Raw genomic sequence first — 13,666 nt, forward strand, 5'->3', positions numbered from 1 at the left:
CAGCCGAAGAGCCGAACGGCCGTAAGAGTGACTCTTCGTGACTGATGCGTAACCCTGAGTGTTAAATGGGGTAGGTGGAGGGGGCCACCATGCTGAGCATCAGGGAGCTTAGGGATCGGGCGGTCATCCGCCCGATCAAGAGGGCGGTCGAGGACCAGCTCCTGGACCTGCCCGGGGTGACCGCTGTCGACATCGGTGTGAAACACCATGCCGGGGCACCCACGGGGCAGCAGGCGATCGTCGTCTCGGTGATCCGCAAGAGACCGCGCGATCAGCTCGTCCCGGGCACCGGCGTGCCGGGCGACATCTTCGGCATCCCGACCGACGTCATCGAGGAACAGCCGGTCCTGCAGCACATCCACTGCGCCCGGCAGGAGCCGATGGCGCCGAGCCGGCGCCGCGGCGACCGCTCGGGGGCGGTGCGGGCAGGCGGCGGATTAGTGCCGTGCCGGGCCGTCCACCTGGCGCCGCCGACCGTGCCGAGCGCCGGGGAGTACCGCCGCATCGGCACGCTCGGGGCGATCGTCACCGGCACCGCGCCGACGGTGGTCACGATGGGCCTGACCACCTTCGACGTGGCCTGCCTGGACGACGCCTGGGCGGTGGGCGACCGGATGGCGGATCCGGACGACGGCCGGGTGCACACCGAGCTGGCGCGTGCGGCGCTGTCCGGCCGGGTCGACGCGGCCGCGGTCGCGATCGCGCCGGGCTCGGAGACGTCGTGCGTGGTCGACGGGATCGGCCCGGTCACCGGGCACGCGACGGCGTACCCGGGCGAGCGGGTCCGCAAGAACGGCTTCGGCACGGGAGTGACGCTCGGCGTCGTCACCTCCATCGATGCGACCGTGCGGATCGACCACGGCGAGGCCCTGGGCGTCCGGGTGCTGCGGGAGCAGATCCGGATCACGGCCGCGGACCTGCGGTTCTGCGGGCCGGGTGACGCCGGGGCGGCGGTGCTCGATCCGGGCGGGAGGATCATCGGTCTGCACGTGGCGGGCAGCCGCGGCGGATTGTTCGGCTTCGCCAGCCCGATCGCGGACGTGCTGGCGGAACTCGACGTGGAACTCTGCACCGAATCACAGCGGATCCGGGTCTGACCCCGCCCTGCTATCCAGGCCCGATCGGCTTTCGGCCGATCGGGCCCGCAGTTTCAACGGAAATCAGAGGCTCGATTTCCATTGAGCGTTTTTCATCCTGGTCGGCCCGCGGTCGCGGGTCGCAAAGCTGCACGTCGATGGGGTGCCGCATGCGCCGCAGGCGCATAACCCACCCACGACACTTGCACCGCCGCGGGTTCTCAGAGGTTCCCTCGTCGAGGACGGCCCTGACGCCGTGTATTGGACATACATAAGTCAGGGCACCCACAGACCAGGGAGCCTCTGAGGTTCCGCCACCCGCACCGCCACGCAAACCGAGGTTGGAAAACCTCATTGAAATCGCGGACCTTCACGCGGAGGCGATCACTCGGTCCTGCGATGCATGCGGGTGGCCGAGTGCTGGTCGCGGGGTTTGACGGCGATGAAGTCCAGGTTCACGTGGGATGGCCGGGTCACCACGAACGCGATGATGTCCGCGATGTCGTCGGCGACCAGCGGCGTGATGCCGCGGTAGACCGCCGCCGCGCGGTCCTTGTCACCGCCGAAGCGAACCTCGGAGAACTCCGTCTCCACGGCGCCCGGCGCGATCTCGGTGAACCGCACCGGCTCGCCCAGGAGCTCGCCCCGCAGCGTGCGGTGCAGCGCGCCCTGGGCGTGCTTGGCCGCGGTGTAGCCCGCGCCGTTGTCGTAGACCTCGGTGGCAGCCACCGAGGTCACCGTCACCACGTGCCCGTCGCCCGAGGCGACGAGCTTCGGCAACAGCGCCTTGGTGACCCGCAGCGTGCCGAGCACGTTGGTCTCCCACATCCAGCGCCAGTCGTCCTCGTCGGCTTCGGCGATCTTGGCCAGGCCCTTCGCGCCGCCGGCGTTGTTGATCAGCACGTGGCATTCCGGCACCTGCTCGACGAACGCCGCCACCGAATCCGGGTCGGTGACGTCCAGCGGCAGCGCGGTGCCGCCGATCTCCTCGGCGAGCGCGGTCAGCCGTTCGAGCCGCCGGGCGCCCAGCACCACGTGGAAGCCCGCGGCGGCGAGGTGGCGCGCGGTGGCCGCGCCGATGCCGGAACTCGCCCCGGTGATCACGGCCCAGCGACCTGCAGAACTTGTGCTCACGTCTTCTTCCTCCCGGGAGACGGCCGATTGCCCGCGTCCATCGGACCACGTTCGGCCGGGGCTGATGTGACGCGCTGGATGTGACACGACACACTGGGGGTCAAGACATCTTTTTTCGCCTTCGGGCGTCTTATGGATATCGAGTCACATCTCGACGGCCATCCCGTTGCATTTCGGGCAAAGCGGATGGTCGTGCGCACATTCTCTAAGGGGATAGAGGTCAGAAGGTGAGTGGTTCCAAGCTGCGGTCGCGGTGGGCTGCGCTGGCGGGAGCTGTGGCGGCGGTGCTGCTGATCTCGGGCTGCGGTGCGTCCGCGCCGCAGGAGCAGAAACCCGCGGATCCGGTCGCCAAGGTGTCCTTCGAACCGGGCGCCGACGCGGGCGAGGTCAACCCGGCGGCGCCGATCACGGCCACCGTGGATCGCGGCAGGTTCGACTCCATCGCGCTGGCCAACACCGACGGGAAGCAGGTCGCCGGCGAGCTGTCCAAGGACGGCAAGAGCTGGCACGCCACCGAGGCGCTCGGCTACGGCAAGAGCTACTCCTGGACCGGCCAGGCCATCGGCGATGACGGCAAGCAGGTGCCGGTGCAGGGCACCTTCAGCACGTTGCAGCCGAAGAAGACGATCCGCGCCACGATCAACCCGACCGACAACGCCGAGGTCGGCATCGCGATGCCGATCAGCGTGAAGTTCGATGAGGCGGTCCAGGACAAGGCGGGGATCCAGCGGGCGCTGACCGTGCAGGCCTCGGTGCCGGTCGAAGGGGCCTGGGCCTGGCTGTCGGACCGGCAGGTCGACTGGCGGCCGAAGGAGTACTGGCCGGCGCACACCCACGTCAGCGTGCACGCCAAGCTCTACGGCCAGTCCTACGGCCAGGGTTCCTACGGGCTGGCGGATCTGAGCACCGAGTTCGACATCGGCCGGGCGCAGATCGTCAAGGCGGCGGTGGGCACCCACCGGCTGGTCGTGATGCGCAACGGCGAGCAGGTGGCCAACTACGCGGCGAGCTACGGCGAGGAGTACGACCCGGGCCGCAACACGCCCAACGGCACGTTCATCGTCATGCAGAAGAACCCGGTGGAGATCATGGACAACCCCCGCTACGGCTACCGCGACGTGCGCAAGACCTGGGCGGCGCGGTTCTCGAACCACGGCGAGTTCATCCACGAGAACCAGGAGAACGCCGCGGCGCTCGGCAAGGTCAACAACTCGCACGGCTGCATCAACCTCAGCGCGGCCGACGCGAAGGCCTACTTCGACAGCGCGCTGATCGGCGACCCGGTCGAGGTGACGGGCTCGGCCAGCACCATGCCGCCGCAGTTCGACGTCTACGACTGGCTGCTCAACTGGGATCAGTGGACCAAGAAGTCCGCGGTCTGAGCTTCCGCTGAAACGGGGCTGTGAGCCCTCCGCTTCGCCATTGCGGCGCGGAGGACTCGCGGCCCCTTCGCGTTTCTTGCGGTTCAGTCCTCGGCGTCGGTGGCGAGAATCGCCTCGAGGACGCTCGGGAACTTCTCGTCGAGGTCGGCGCAGCGCGGGGTCAGGAAGATCTCGCGGCCCGCCGGCCGCTGGTAGATCAGTTGCTCGCGCTGCGTTCGGGCCGGTCGGCCGACGTGTGAGCAGTGCCACCCGGGGCCGCCTGGCAGGACTGTCCGGCGGTCCTCGGGCGGTAGCGTCGAACGTCGGCCCCGGCAGCGTTCCGGCACGGCGACGGGAATGTTTCCGCCGCGCCGGGTGTCGGGGTTTGACGCGGGCCCGAAAAATTCGGGCCGCTCGGCTTGTGATGGGCAGCAGATGACTTCCAGCACGTTACGCATGCGGCCGCGCCGCGCCGCCGTCTTCTCGTTGCACACGTCCCCGTTGGAGCAGCCCGGCACCGGCGACGCCGGGGGCATGAACGTCTACGTCGCGCAGACCGCCAAGCGGCTCGCCGCGCTCGGCACCGAGGTCGAGATCTTCACCAGGGCGACCTCCTCGGACATCCCGCCGATCGCGGAGCTGGCCCCCGGCGTCCTGGTCCGGAACGTGGTCGCGGGCCCCTTCGAGGGGCTCGACAAGAACGACCTGCCGTCCCAGCTGTGCGCCTTCGCCGCCGGCGCGCTGCGGGTGGAGGCCCGCCACGAGCCCGGCTACTACGACATCGTGCACTCGCACTACTGGCTGTCCGGGCAGGTCGGCTGGCTGGCGCGGGAGCGCTGGGGCGTCCCGCTGGTGCACACGGCGCACACCCTCGCCAAGGTCAAGAACGCCAACCTCGCCGAGGGCGACAGCCCCGAGCCGCGGGGCCGGGTGCTCGGCGAGGAGCAGGTGGTGGCCGAGGCGGACATGCTGGTGGCCAACACCGAGTTCGAGGCCACCGACCTGATCGAACGCTACGGCGCCGATCCGGACGCGGTCGCGACGATCCCGCCCGGCGTCGACCTGGAACTCTTCACCCCCGGCGACCGCGCCGCCGCCCGGGCTGCCCTGGACCTGCCGCCGGACGCGGTGGCGCTCGCCTTTGTCGGCCGGATCCAGCCGTTGAAGGCCCCGGACGTGCTGTTGCGGGCGACGGCGGAACTGCTCGCCCGGCGGCCCGAGATCCGCGACCGCCTCGTGGTGCTGGTGGTCGGTGGCCCGTCGGGCAGCGGGCTGGAACGTCCCCGGGCGCTGCAGGAACTCGCCGTGCAACTGGGCATCACCGATGTGGTGCGCTTTCTCCCACCGCGCAGCGGGGCCGCGCTGCGCGACGTGTACCGGGCGGCTGACGTCGTGGCGGTACCGAGCTACAACGAGTCCTTCGGGCTGGTCGCGCTGGAGGCGCAGGCCTGCGGCACGCCGGTGGTCGCGGCCGCCGTCGGCGGCTTGCCGGTCGCGGTCGAAGACGGGGTGTCCGGGCTGCTGGTGGACGGGCACGGCGCCGGGCAGTGGGCGGATGCGCTCGGCTCGCTGCTGGCGCCGGACCTGCGCGCCGGGCTGGCCGCGAACACCACCGCGCACGCAGCGCGCTTCTCGTGGCAGCGCACCACCGAGGCTCTGCTCGACGCCTACGCGCAGGCGAAGATGTCGTTCCACGCGCGGCTGCGCATCCGGGAGGTCACCGCGTGAGCGTCGACGAGGTCATCAAGTCCACATTGGACGCGAGTGGACTGGAATACGCGTCCAAGGGCGCGGGGCGGTACTTCGTCACGCTGCCCGGCACCAAGAAGCTGCAGACCAACTGCTGGCTCATCGTCGCCGAGCACGCCCTGGTCGTCGAGGCGTTCGTGTGCCGGCAGCCCGACGAGGCGCACGAGGACGTCTACCGGTTCCTGCTGCGCCGCAACGCCCGGCTCTACGGCGTGCACTACACGATCGACGGCAACGGCGACATCTACCTGGTCGGCCGGATCGGCCTGCACGCGGTGACCGCCGACGAGCTCGACAGGGTGCTCGGGCAGGTCCTGGAGACGGCCGACGGCGACTTCAACCCCCTGCTGGAGCTCGGGTTCGCCACGGCTATCCGGCGGGAGTGGGGCTGGCGCGAGTCGCGCGGCGAGTCCCTGGCGAACCTCCAGCCGTTCCGGCAGCTGGTGGAGCGCGACGGCCCGGTCCAGCCCCTGCACGACCGGCCGTAGCGGCGTTCGTCGCCCGATCGGTGCAACCAGAAGATCGTCCTGCTCCGTCTCCGCCGTGTTCACGACGATGCGGAGGAGAACGGCATGGGAAAGCGGCGATTACGCGGGCCGATCGTGGCGCTGGTCGCGCTCGGCCTGTTGGGCGGGTGTTCTTCGGGTGCGGGTGATTCGGCGGTCTCGGAGTCGCGCGCGGTGGCGCCGGTGGCTCCGAAGGAGCGCAGCACCTCGAACAGCGGTTTCGCGGCCGAGACGGCATCCGGCAACGCGCAGAGCCCGGCGACCGGACAGCGCGAGGTGATCCGGACGGCGGAGCTGGACATCGAGGTCGACGACGTCGAGCGGGTCGGGGCGGAGGTGCGGCGACGCAGCGAGGGCGCGGGCGGCTACCTCCAGCAGGAGGACACCTACCGGTCGGGCACGACGATGGAGGTGCGGATTCCGGCGGACCGGCTGGACCAGGTGCTGGGCGAGCTGTCCGGCCTGGGGCGGGTCACCTCGCGCAGCCAGCGGACCGAGGACGTCACCGACCAGCTGGTGGACACGCGGAGCCGGATCGACTCCCAGCGGGCCAGCGTGCAGCGGTTGCGCGCGCTGATGGACCGCGCCGCGACGGTCGACGAGATCGTGTCGATCGAGAGCGAGCTGACCTCGCGCGAAACGGAACTGGACGCCCTCGAACGGCGCGAAGCGACGCTGTCCGGCCAGGTCGAGCTGGCCACGGTGACGGTGCGGCTGGAGCGCCCGAGCGCGGTCGCCGACGACGACACGGGCTTCCTGGCGGGGCTCTTCGGCGGCTGGCGGGCGCTGTCCGAGATCGGCGCGTTCCTGCTGACGGCCTTCGGCGCGGTGCTGCCGTTCGCGGTGGCGCTCGCGGTGCCGGCGACCGCGGCCTGGCTTCTGCACCGCCGCCGCAAGGCGCTCCGCAAGACAGCTCTCTGAGCCTCGGCAACCGCCATGCAGAACGCGTCTGGAAACCCAAAGAGACCGCGCGGGGCGGCTCGGGAGAGAGGGGGAGTCACGAGCACGAGCCGCCCCGCGTGGGGGTCCCGCCTGACGGGCCGGTGGGCGGGGGGCACCCGGGGCCCGGCGGGGGCGCGGTTCGATGGGGGATACGAACCGCGGACTTGCTCTCGCGAGATCGGGGAGTGCGTGGGAGCCGATCTCAAGGAGAGCGTTGTCAACTTCGCAGAGTCCTGCAGCGGCCACAAGGCCGCCGCATTACTCCATTAGTGTGATGTTTTCTACTGAAAGTAACGCTAAGGATTCGAACCGCGTTCGATTCGCGAATGGAAGTGACAGTCGCCACTTTCGTGTCACGGCGCTGCGATGATCACATAACTGTCGGGTGAAGCGCACAACCAAAACTGCGGGTCACCGCGCGCTGCGGGAGGGTGGATCCGGCGGAGGGCAGCGGCCTCCGCGCACCCGATGAGGAGCGGCGAGATGACCGATCGCAACGCCACCACGCAGTGGACCGGAGACCTCAAGGGCGGCTCCGGCACCGTCACGCTGGACTCGTCCAACGCCGGCCAGTTCCCGGTCACCTGGGCGTCCCGGGCCGAGGAACCCGACGGCCGCACCAGCCCCGAGGAACTGATCGCCGCGGCCCACTCCGCCTGCTACTCGATGCAGCTCTCCGGCCTGCTCACCGCGGCGGGCACGCCGCCGGAGCGGATCGACACCAGCGCGGAGGTCGCCTTCGGCCCGAGCGGCGACGGCTTCGCCATCACGGGGATCGCGCTCACCGTGCGGGCGAAGGTACCGGGAATCGCCCCGGACGTCTTCGACCGAACGGCCCAGAAGGCGAAGGAGATCTGCCCGGTCTCGGCCGCCCTCACCGGAACCACCATCACCCTCGACGCAGCCCTCGACTGAAGCGCCTGTTTCCAGGCTCGTTTTGCGTGGCGGTGCGGGTGGCGGCCCCCTGCGGGAGTTGCAGAGGCCTTCTCGCTGTGGGATCCCCGACATCATGAATGCCAACCACGCCGGGGCTGTCCTCGCTGGGAGAACCCCGGAGGGGTGGGCGCCGTGAACCTGCGGCGGTGCAAGTTGCGTATGTGGGCTAGGCAGCTTCAAAGACAGCAACCCGCGCCACCACACCCGACGCCACAAGCTCCCGAACAACCTCTATAGCCTGGGGTTATGACTTCGACCCTGGTGCTGCTGCGGCACGGTGAGAGCACGTGGAACGCCGAGAACCTGTTCACCGGTTGGGTGGACGTACCGCTGTCGGAGAAGGGCGTGGCCGAGGCCAAGCGCGGCGGTGAGCTGTTGCGCGAGAGCGGGGTGCTGCCGGACGTGCTGCACACCTCGCTGCTGCGCCGCGCCATCTCGACGGCGAACATCGCCCTCGACGGCGCGGACCGGCACTGGATCCCGGTTCGCCGCGACTGGCGGCTCAACGAGCGCCACTACGGCGCGCTGCAGGGCAAGAACAAGAAGCAGACCCTCGAGGCCTACGGCGAGGACCAGTTCATGCTCTGGCGTCGCTCGTACGACACGCCGCCGCCGGAGATCGAGCTCGGCAGCGAGTTCAGCCAGGACGCCGATCCGCGTTACGCCGACCTCGGCGCCGACCTCCCGCGCACCGAGTGCCTCAAGGACGTGGTGGCCCGGCTGCTGCCGTACTGGGAGTCGGCGATCGTGCCGGACCTGCAGGCCGGCCGCACCGTGCTGGTCGCCGCGCACGGCAACTCGCTGCGCGCGCTGGTGAAGCACCTGGACGGGATCTCCGACGGCGACATCGCGGGCCTGAACATCCCGACCGGCATCCCGCTGCGCTACGACCTCGACGCCGACCTCAAGCCCACCAACCCGGGCGGCACCTACCTCGACCCGGAGGCCGCCGCCACCGCCGCGGCAGCGGTCGCGAACCAGGGTCGCTAGTCCGATCGGCCCAAGCGCGTGGGGCACCCGTTGCCAGGTGGCTTGGTAAGGGTGCCCCGCGCTCGTCCCCTAGATGGGTGGCGGATGGCGAGAAGTCGCCGAGGTGGCGAACGGAGCGCGACGGTCGACCGGGCGGTACGTGAACTGGCTCCCAGCAGGGGGTGAAGCAGAGGTGAAGAAGCCCCCTTTTCGTGTCACGGGTATCACGGAACGCCCTCGTAGACTGGCCTTTCCCCACCCCGGCTTGCTTACGATGCTGGCGTGACCGCATTGGGCTACACCGCCCTGATCATCGGCGCGCTCGCACTGGGCGCGATCGGCGGCTTCGTCGCAGCTCGGGGATCCCGGCGCCGCGGCAAGCCCGAAGGCCCGACCGTCGCCGAGCTCCTTCAGCGGCTGGTGCACACCAGCGACAGCGGCGTGGTCGTGCTCAACAAGTTCGGCGACGTGGTGCTGCACAACCCGCGGGCCGACGAACTCGGGCTCATCCGCGACCACCAGGCCGATCCGCGCGCCCGCAAGGCCGCCGAGCATGCCCTGCTGACCGGCGAATCGGTGCCCGTAGACCTCTCCCCGCTCAACCGCGCCGGCACCACGCTGCGCGGCAGCGGCCCGGCCGCGGTGCTCGGCGAGGTGCGCCCGCTCGGCGACGGCTTCACCGCCGTCGACGCCGCCGACGAGTCCGACTCGGTCCGGCTGGAGGCCACCCGGCGCGACTTCGTCGCGAACGTCAGCCACGAGCTCAAGACCCCGGTCGGGGCGCTCGCGCTGCTCGCCGAGGCCGTGCTGGACGCCGCCGACGACGCCGAAGAGGTGCGGCGGTTCTCCAACAAGATCCTGCACGAGTCGACCCGGCTCGGGACGCTGGTCTCCGAGCTCATCGCGCTGTCCCGGCTGCAGGGCGCGGAGCGGCTGCCCGAGCTGACCACGGTCGGCGTCGATGCCGTGGTGGAGGAGGCGTTGGGCCGCTGCCGGCTGGCCTCCGAGTCCGCGGGGATCGAGATCGCCGTCGACGAGCCCACCGGCTACCTGCTGGACGGCGACCGGACGCTGCTGGTGACCGCGCTGAGCAACCTGATCAACAACGCCATCTCGTACTCGCCGCCGGACAGCCCGGTGTCGATCAGCCGACGGTTGTCCGGCGACTTCGTGGAGATCGCGGTCACCGACCGCGGCATCGGCATCGAGCCCGAGTACCACGAGCGGGTGTTCGAGCGGTTCTTCCGGGTGGATCCGGCGAGGTCCCGCGCCACCGGCGGCACGGGCCTGGGCCTGGCCATCGTCAAGCACGTCGCCGCCAACCACGGCGGCGAGGTCAAGTTGTGGAGTCGTACCGGGACGGGCTCCACCTTCACACTTCGGGTGCCCAGGCACGGCACGACCGACGGCCAGCCGGCCGCAGCAGAGCCGGTGTCATCAGCGGATCGCGCGGGCAGTGTCGCCCGCTCGGCGACGGAGAGCGCGGACGGGGTCACAACCGTCGAAACGGGAGGAGTCCGGTGACCAGGGTGCTGATCGTGGAGGACGAGGAGTCCTTCGCCGACCCACTTGCCTTCTTGCTGCGCAAGGAGGGCTTCACGGCGGCGGTCGCCGCCAACGGCCCGGAGGCGTTGGACGAGTTCGATCGAAACGGTGCGGACATCGTGCTGCTGGACCTGATGCTGCCGGGCATGAGTGGCACGGACGTGTGCAAGCAGCTGCGCCAGCGCTCCTCGGTTCCGGTGATCATGGTGACCGCCCGGGACAGCGAGATCGACAAGGTCGTGGGCCTGGAGCTCGGCGCCGACGACTACGTCACCAAGCCGTACTCGGCGCGGGAGCTGATCGCGCGGGTGCGCGCGGTGCTGCGGCGCCGCGGCGAGGCGGAGGAGCTGCAGCCGCAGGTGCTGGCGGCCGGGCCGGTGCGGATGGACGTGGAGCGCCACGTGGTGACCGTGGACGGCGCCGACGTCAACCTGCCGCTGAAGGAGTTCGACCTGCTCGAATACCTGCTGCGCAACGTCGGCCGGGTGCTCACCCGCGGCCAGCTCATCGACCGGGTGTGGGGCGCGGATTACGTCGGCGACACCAAGACGCTGGACGTGCACGTCAAGCGGCTGCGCTCGAAGGTCGAGCCTGACCCGGCGGACCCGCGCTACCTGATCACCGTCCGCGGCCTCGGCTACAAGTTCGAGGGCTGACCGCGGGCGAGGACGCCGTGCGACCGAGCCCCCGGAGCGGGCCCCTCGGGGGCCGCACCGGGGGCTCTCGCACGCCGATCGGCCGAGTGCGCAGCGCCGACGACTGACCGATCGACCGAGGTCGGAGGGCCGATCGGCCAATCGGCGAACAGGGTGCGAGCGGGCAATCTTGAGCCGTGAGCAATCCGATCCCCAACGCCCTCGGACGCGTCCCCGGCGCGCCTCTGCCGCCCGTCGCGGCTGTTCCGCCAGGCAAGCCCGCCGCCAAGCGCATCGTCGAACTCGACGTGCTGCGCGGCTTCGCGCTGTGCGGGATCCTCCTGGTCAACATCCCGCCGATGATGCACATGGACCGGACGGTGGACTACCAGGTCCTGCCGGTCCCGCACGTGTTCGACATGTTCGTCCAGCAGCGGTTCTTCCCGATCTTCTCGCTGCTGTTCGGCGTGGGGTTCGGGCTCTTCCTGGCGAGCGCGGGCCAGCGCTCGGCGCATCCACGCGTGGTGTTCCTGCGCAGGCTGGTCGTGCTCGCCGGGCTCGGCATCGTGCACCAGTGCCTCCAGCCCGGCGAGGCGCTGCTGCCGTACGCGATCCTGGGGCTGGTCGTGCTGCTGCCGATGAGCTTCCTACCGTGGTGGGCGAACCTGCCGATCGGCGCCGCCCTGATCGCCGCCTCGACCACCTTCGCCAGCGGCGGCATATCGCTTGTCCCGGGCATGATGCTGACCGGCTTCGCCCTGGCCCAGAGCGGGCTGCCCGCGACGCTGCACCGCCGTGCGGGCCAGATCGCGATCGTGTTCGCAGCGGCCGTGGTCGCCTCCGCCGGATTCCTGGTGCTGCAGGAGCAGGACCCGCTGAACGCCGGCTTCACGCATTCGTCGGCGGCCGCCGGGCTGTTCATGGCCATCGCCTACGCCACCGGGCTGCTCCTGCTGATGCGGACGCCGGCTCGCAGCGCGCTGTCCGCGGTGTTCGAACCGCTGGGGCGGATGGCGCTGACCAACTACGTCACCGCGACGCTGCTGGTCCTCCTGCTCGGCCCCCTGGTCGGGCTGTGGGAGTCGGCGGAGTGGGGCGCGCTCATCCCGCTGGCCGCCGGCATCCTCGTCGTCCAGATCGTCTGGAGCCGGCTGTGGCTCGCCCACTTCCGCTACGGCCCGCTGGAGTGGGTCTGGCGCTGCGCGACCTGGTGGAGCATCGTCCCCAACCGCCGGGTAACGGCCTAGGGCGGACTGCGTGCACTCAGCGTGACAGGTCCCTCGGGCCTCGCCTTAGACGGCGAGGTCCGGGGGGTGATGTTGGCCGCATGACCTGGCGCACTGCTGCCCTGGTTGGCCAGGTCTGCGGCGTGCGTGGGGTGGGTTGGTAGGCCGTTTGCTGCCCCACCTCGCCCCCGACCGCGTGCGCAGCCGGTAATTTGTCGGGCATGCGCCTAGGGGTGCTCGACGTCGGATCCAACACGGTCCACCTGCTGGTGGTGGACGCGCATCGTGGTGCCCATCCGACCCCGATGACATCGGAGAAGACCGTGCTGCGGCTGGCCGAGCGGATCGGCTTGCACGGCGGACGACTCGCCGAGGAGGACGCTGCGGAGCTCGTCCGCACCGTCGCCGACGCGCAGGAGGCTGCCATCGCCGCAGGTTGCGAAGAGCTGATGGCCTTCGCGACCTCGGCGATCCGCGACGCGGACAACGCCGCCGAAGTGCTGGCTCGGGTGCGCGCCGAGACCGGCATCGAACTGGAGGTGCTGCCGGGCGAGGACGAGGCCCGGTTCACCTTCCTGGCGGCCCGCCGCTGGTACGGCTGGTCCGCGGGCAACCTGCTGATGCTCGACATCGGCGGCGGTTCGCTGGAGATGGCGGTCGGCATCGACGAGCAGCCGGACCTGGCGGTGTCGTTGCCGCTGGGCGCCGGGCGGCTGGCCCGCACGATGCTGCACGACCCGCCGACCCAGGACGAGGTGAAGAAGCTGCGCGAATGGCTGCAGGGCCAGCTGGCGCCCACCGCGAAGCGCTTCCGCAAGCTGGGGCGGCCCGACCGCGCAGTGGCCAGCTCCAAGACGTTCCGGTCGCTGGCGAGGCTGACCGGGGCGGCGCCGGCCTCGTCGGGACCGCGGGCGCCGCGCACGCTCACCGAAACCGGCCTGCGGCAGCTGCTCGCGTTCATCACCCGCATGTCGTCGACCGACCTGGCCGCGCTCGACGGCGTGAGCGGCGCGCGGGCGCACCAGCTGGTGGGGGGCGCGCTGGTGGCCGAGGCCACCATGCGGGCGCTGGGCCTGAAGGAACTCGACATCTGCCCCTGGGCGCTGCGGGAGGGTGTGATCCTGCGACGACTGGACCACACCAATGGAGACAGTCACACTGCCATCCAGGCCCGCGCAACACTGGGGCTCGCGGAGTCGGGGTCCGCGGACGTAACTGGACGCCAGACGCAGCACGGGGCACGGTGGGAGCGATGAGTCGGGACAGCGGGGCCGATCAGCCCACCCAGCGCACCGTTGCGGAGCTGCTCGCCGAATACGGCGGCAGCTCGCAGAAGAGTGCCCGCCGTCGGCGCCGCAGGGCCGAGGATCCGTCCGAAACCGCACCGCAGGCGATCATCGAGCGAGTGCTGTCGGACAGCGGCCAAATGCGCGCCGTGCCGCCGGACGGCGAGCCGCCGCAGCGCCGCGGCCACCGCCCGGGCGCGCCGAACCCGGCCGCGCAGCAGCCGGGTCCGCAAGCACCCGCGCCGCAGCCTCCGGCTGCTCAGCAGTCGGTTCCGCAAGCACCTGCGCCGCAGCCTCCGGC

Annotated in this window: 13 protein-coding genes and 1 pseudogene; 12 read left to right on the forward strand and 2 right to left on the reverse strand. The window is 70.7% G+C overall.

Going from position 1 to position 13,666, the window contains the following annotated elements; all coding sequences use genetic code 11:
• Nucleotides 1-89 precede the first annotated feature (89 nt).
• Nucleotides 90-1,097, forward strand: coding sequence for a chymotrypsin family serine protease (locus tag BLW84_RS24710; RefSeq protein WP_093269412.1), 1,008 nt, complete (start codon nucleotides 90-92; stop codon nucleotides 1,095-1,097).
• Nucleotides 1,098-1,460: 363 nt separating this feature from the next.
• On the opposite strand, the gene BLW84_RS24715 is transcribed toward BLW84_RS24710, so the two are convergent.
• Nucleotides 1,461-2,210 carry an SDR family NAD(P)-dependent oxidoreductase gene (locus BLW84_RS24715; RefSeq protein ID WP_093269415.1) on the reverse strand — a complete coding sequence of 250 codons (750 nt, stop codon included), beginning with the start codon at nucleotides 2,208-2,210 and terminating at the stop codon, nucleotides 1,461-1,463.
• A gap of 227 nt (nucleotides 2,211-2,437) precedes the next feature.
• Here BLW84_RS24715 and BLW84_RS24720 point away from each other — a divergent pair, with 227 nt between their 5' ends.
• Complete coding sequence (locus BLW84_RS24720) at nucleotides 2,438-3,592, forward strand: L,D-transpeptidase (protein WP_093269416.1); 1,155 nt, start codon at nucleotides 2,438-2,440, stop codon at nucleotides 3,590-3,592.
• A gap of 83 nt (nucleotides 3,593-3,675) precedes the next feature.
• Here the strand turns inward: BLW84_RS24720 and BLW84_RS24725 are convergent, their stop codons facing one another.
• Complete coding sequence (locus BLW84_RS24725; protein ID WP_177226666.1) at nucleotides 3,676-4,029, reverse strand: hypothetical protein; 354 nt, start codon at nucleotides 4,027-4,029, stop codon at nucleotides 3,676-3,678.
• Between BLW84_RS24725 and mshA the strand changes: the two genes are divergently transcribed.
• The 10 genes and pseudogenes from mshA to BLW84_RS49285 form a co-directional block, all read left to right on the forward strand.
• Nucleotides 4,007-5,299, forward strand: a complete 1,293-nt coding sequence (gene mshA / locus BLW84_RS24730; RefSeq protein ID WP_093269422.1) for a D-inositol-3-phosphate glycosyltransferase — start codon at nucleotides 4,007-4,009, stop codon at nucleotides 5,297-5,299. The genes BLW84_RS24725 and mshA overlap by 23 nt on opposite strands.
• Entirely contained in the window at nucleotides 5,296-5,808 is a 513-nt protein-coding gene (locus BLW84_RS24735; RefSeq protein WP_093269424.1) for a type III secretion system chaperone family protein, read from the forward strand. Before mshA ends, BLW84_RS24735 begins: the two co-directional genes overlap by 4 nt.
• 84 nt (nucleotides 5,809-5,892) lie before the next feature.
• Nucleotides 5,893-6,747, forward strand: a complete 855-nt coding sequence (locus BLW84_RS24740) for a DUF4349 domain-containing protein (RefSeq protein WP_093269427.1) — start codon at nucleotides 5,893-5,895, stop codon at nucleotides 6,745-6,747.
• A 504-nt stretch (nucleotides 6,748-7,251) separates the two neighbouring features.
• Nucleotides 7,252-7,683: an OsmC family protein gene (locus BLW84_RS24745; RefSeq protein WP_093269430.1), complete on the forward strand. Its 432-nt coding sequence runs from the start codon at nucleotides 7,252-7,254 to the stop codon at nucleotides 7,681-7,683.
• Nucleotides 7,684-7,950: 267 nt separating this feature from the next.
• Nucleotides 7,951-8,694 (forward strand): phosphoglyceromutase, encoded by a 744-nt coding sequence (locus BLW84_RS24750; RefSeq protein ID WP_093269432.1) that lies wholly within the window; start codon nucleotides 7,951-7,953, stop codon nucleotides 8,692-8,694.
• A 261-nt stretch (nucleotides 8,695-8,955) separates the two neighbouring features.
• Nucleotides 8,956-10,197: a sensor histidine kinase gene (locus BLW84_RS24755; protein WP_177226668.1), complete on the forward strand. Its 1,242-nt coding sequence runs from the start codon at nucleotides 8,956-8,958 to the stop codon at nucleotides 10,195-10,197.
• Nucleotides 10,194-10,874, forward strand: coding sequence for a response regulator transcription factor (locus BLW84_RS24760; protein WP_010312341.1), 681 nt, complete (start codon nucleotides 10,194-10,196; stop codon nucleotides 10,872-10,874). Before BLW84_RS24755 ends, BLW84_RS24760 begins: the two co-directional genes overlap by 4 nt.
• Before the next feature lie 176 nt (nucleotides 10,875-11,050).
• A complete protein-coding gene (locus tag BLW84_RS24765; RefSeq protein WP_245761351.1) occupies nucleotides 11,051-12,100 on the forward strand; it encodes a DUF418 domain-containing protein in 1,050 nt (349 codons plus the stop codon).
• Nucleotides 12,101-12,300: 200 nt separating this feature from the next.
• The gene (locus tag BLW84_RS24770) at nucleotides 12,301-13,335 is read left to right on the forward strand and encodes a Ppx/GppA family phosphatase (protein ID WP_093269435.1); all 1,035 of its coding nucleotides are present in this window, start codon (nucleotides 12,301-12,303) and stop codon (nucleotides 13,333-13,335) included.
• A pseudogene (locus BLW84_RS49285) lies at nucleotides 13,332-13,666 on the forward strand (hypothetical protein); the annotation flags it as partial. The gene BLW84_RS24770 and the pseudogene BLW84_RS49285, both read left to right, overlap by 4 nt.

Source organism: Saccharopolyspora shandongensis (assembly GCF_900106995.1).
Taxonomy (GTDB): Bacteria; Actinomycetota; Actinomycetes; order Mycobacteriales; family Pseudonocardiaceae; genus Saccharopolyspora; species Saccharopolyspora shandongensis.

What these genes read in the sequence shown, in the direction of transcription:
- BLW84_RS24710 (WP_093269412.1), top strand. Translation starts at nt 90, where the DNA reads ATGCTGAGCATCAGGGAGCTTAGGGATCGGGCGGTCATCCGCCCGATC.
- mshA (WP_093269422.1), top strand. Translation starts at nt 4,007, where the DNA reads ATGACTTCCAGCACGTTACGCATGCGGCCGCGCCGCGCCGCCGTCTTC.
- BLW84_RS24725 (WP_177226666.1), bottom strand. Translation starts at nt 4,029, where the DNA reads ATGCGTAACGTGCTGGAAGTCATCTGCTGCCCATCACAAGCCGAGCGG.
- BLW84_RS24740 (WP_093269427.1), top strand. Translation starts at nt 5,893, where the DNA reads ATGGGAAAGCGGCGATTACGCGGGCCGATCGTGGCGCTGGTCGCGCTC.
- BLW84_RS24745 (WP_093269430.1), top strand. Translation starts at nt 7,252, where the DNA reads ATGACCGATCGCAACGCCACCACGCAGTGGACCGGAGACCTCAAGGGC.
- BLW84_RS24750 (WP_093269432.1), top strand. Translation starts at nt 7,951, where the DNA reads ATGACTTCGACCCTGGTGCTGCTGCGGCACGGTGAGAGCACGTGGAAC.
- BLW84_RS24770 (WP_093269435.1), top strand. Translation starts at nt 12,301, where the DNA reads ATGCGCCTAGGGGTGCTCGACGTCGGATCCAACACGGTCCACCTGCTG.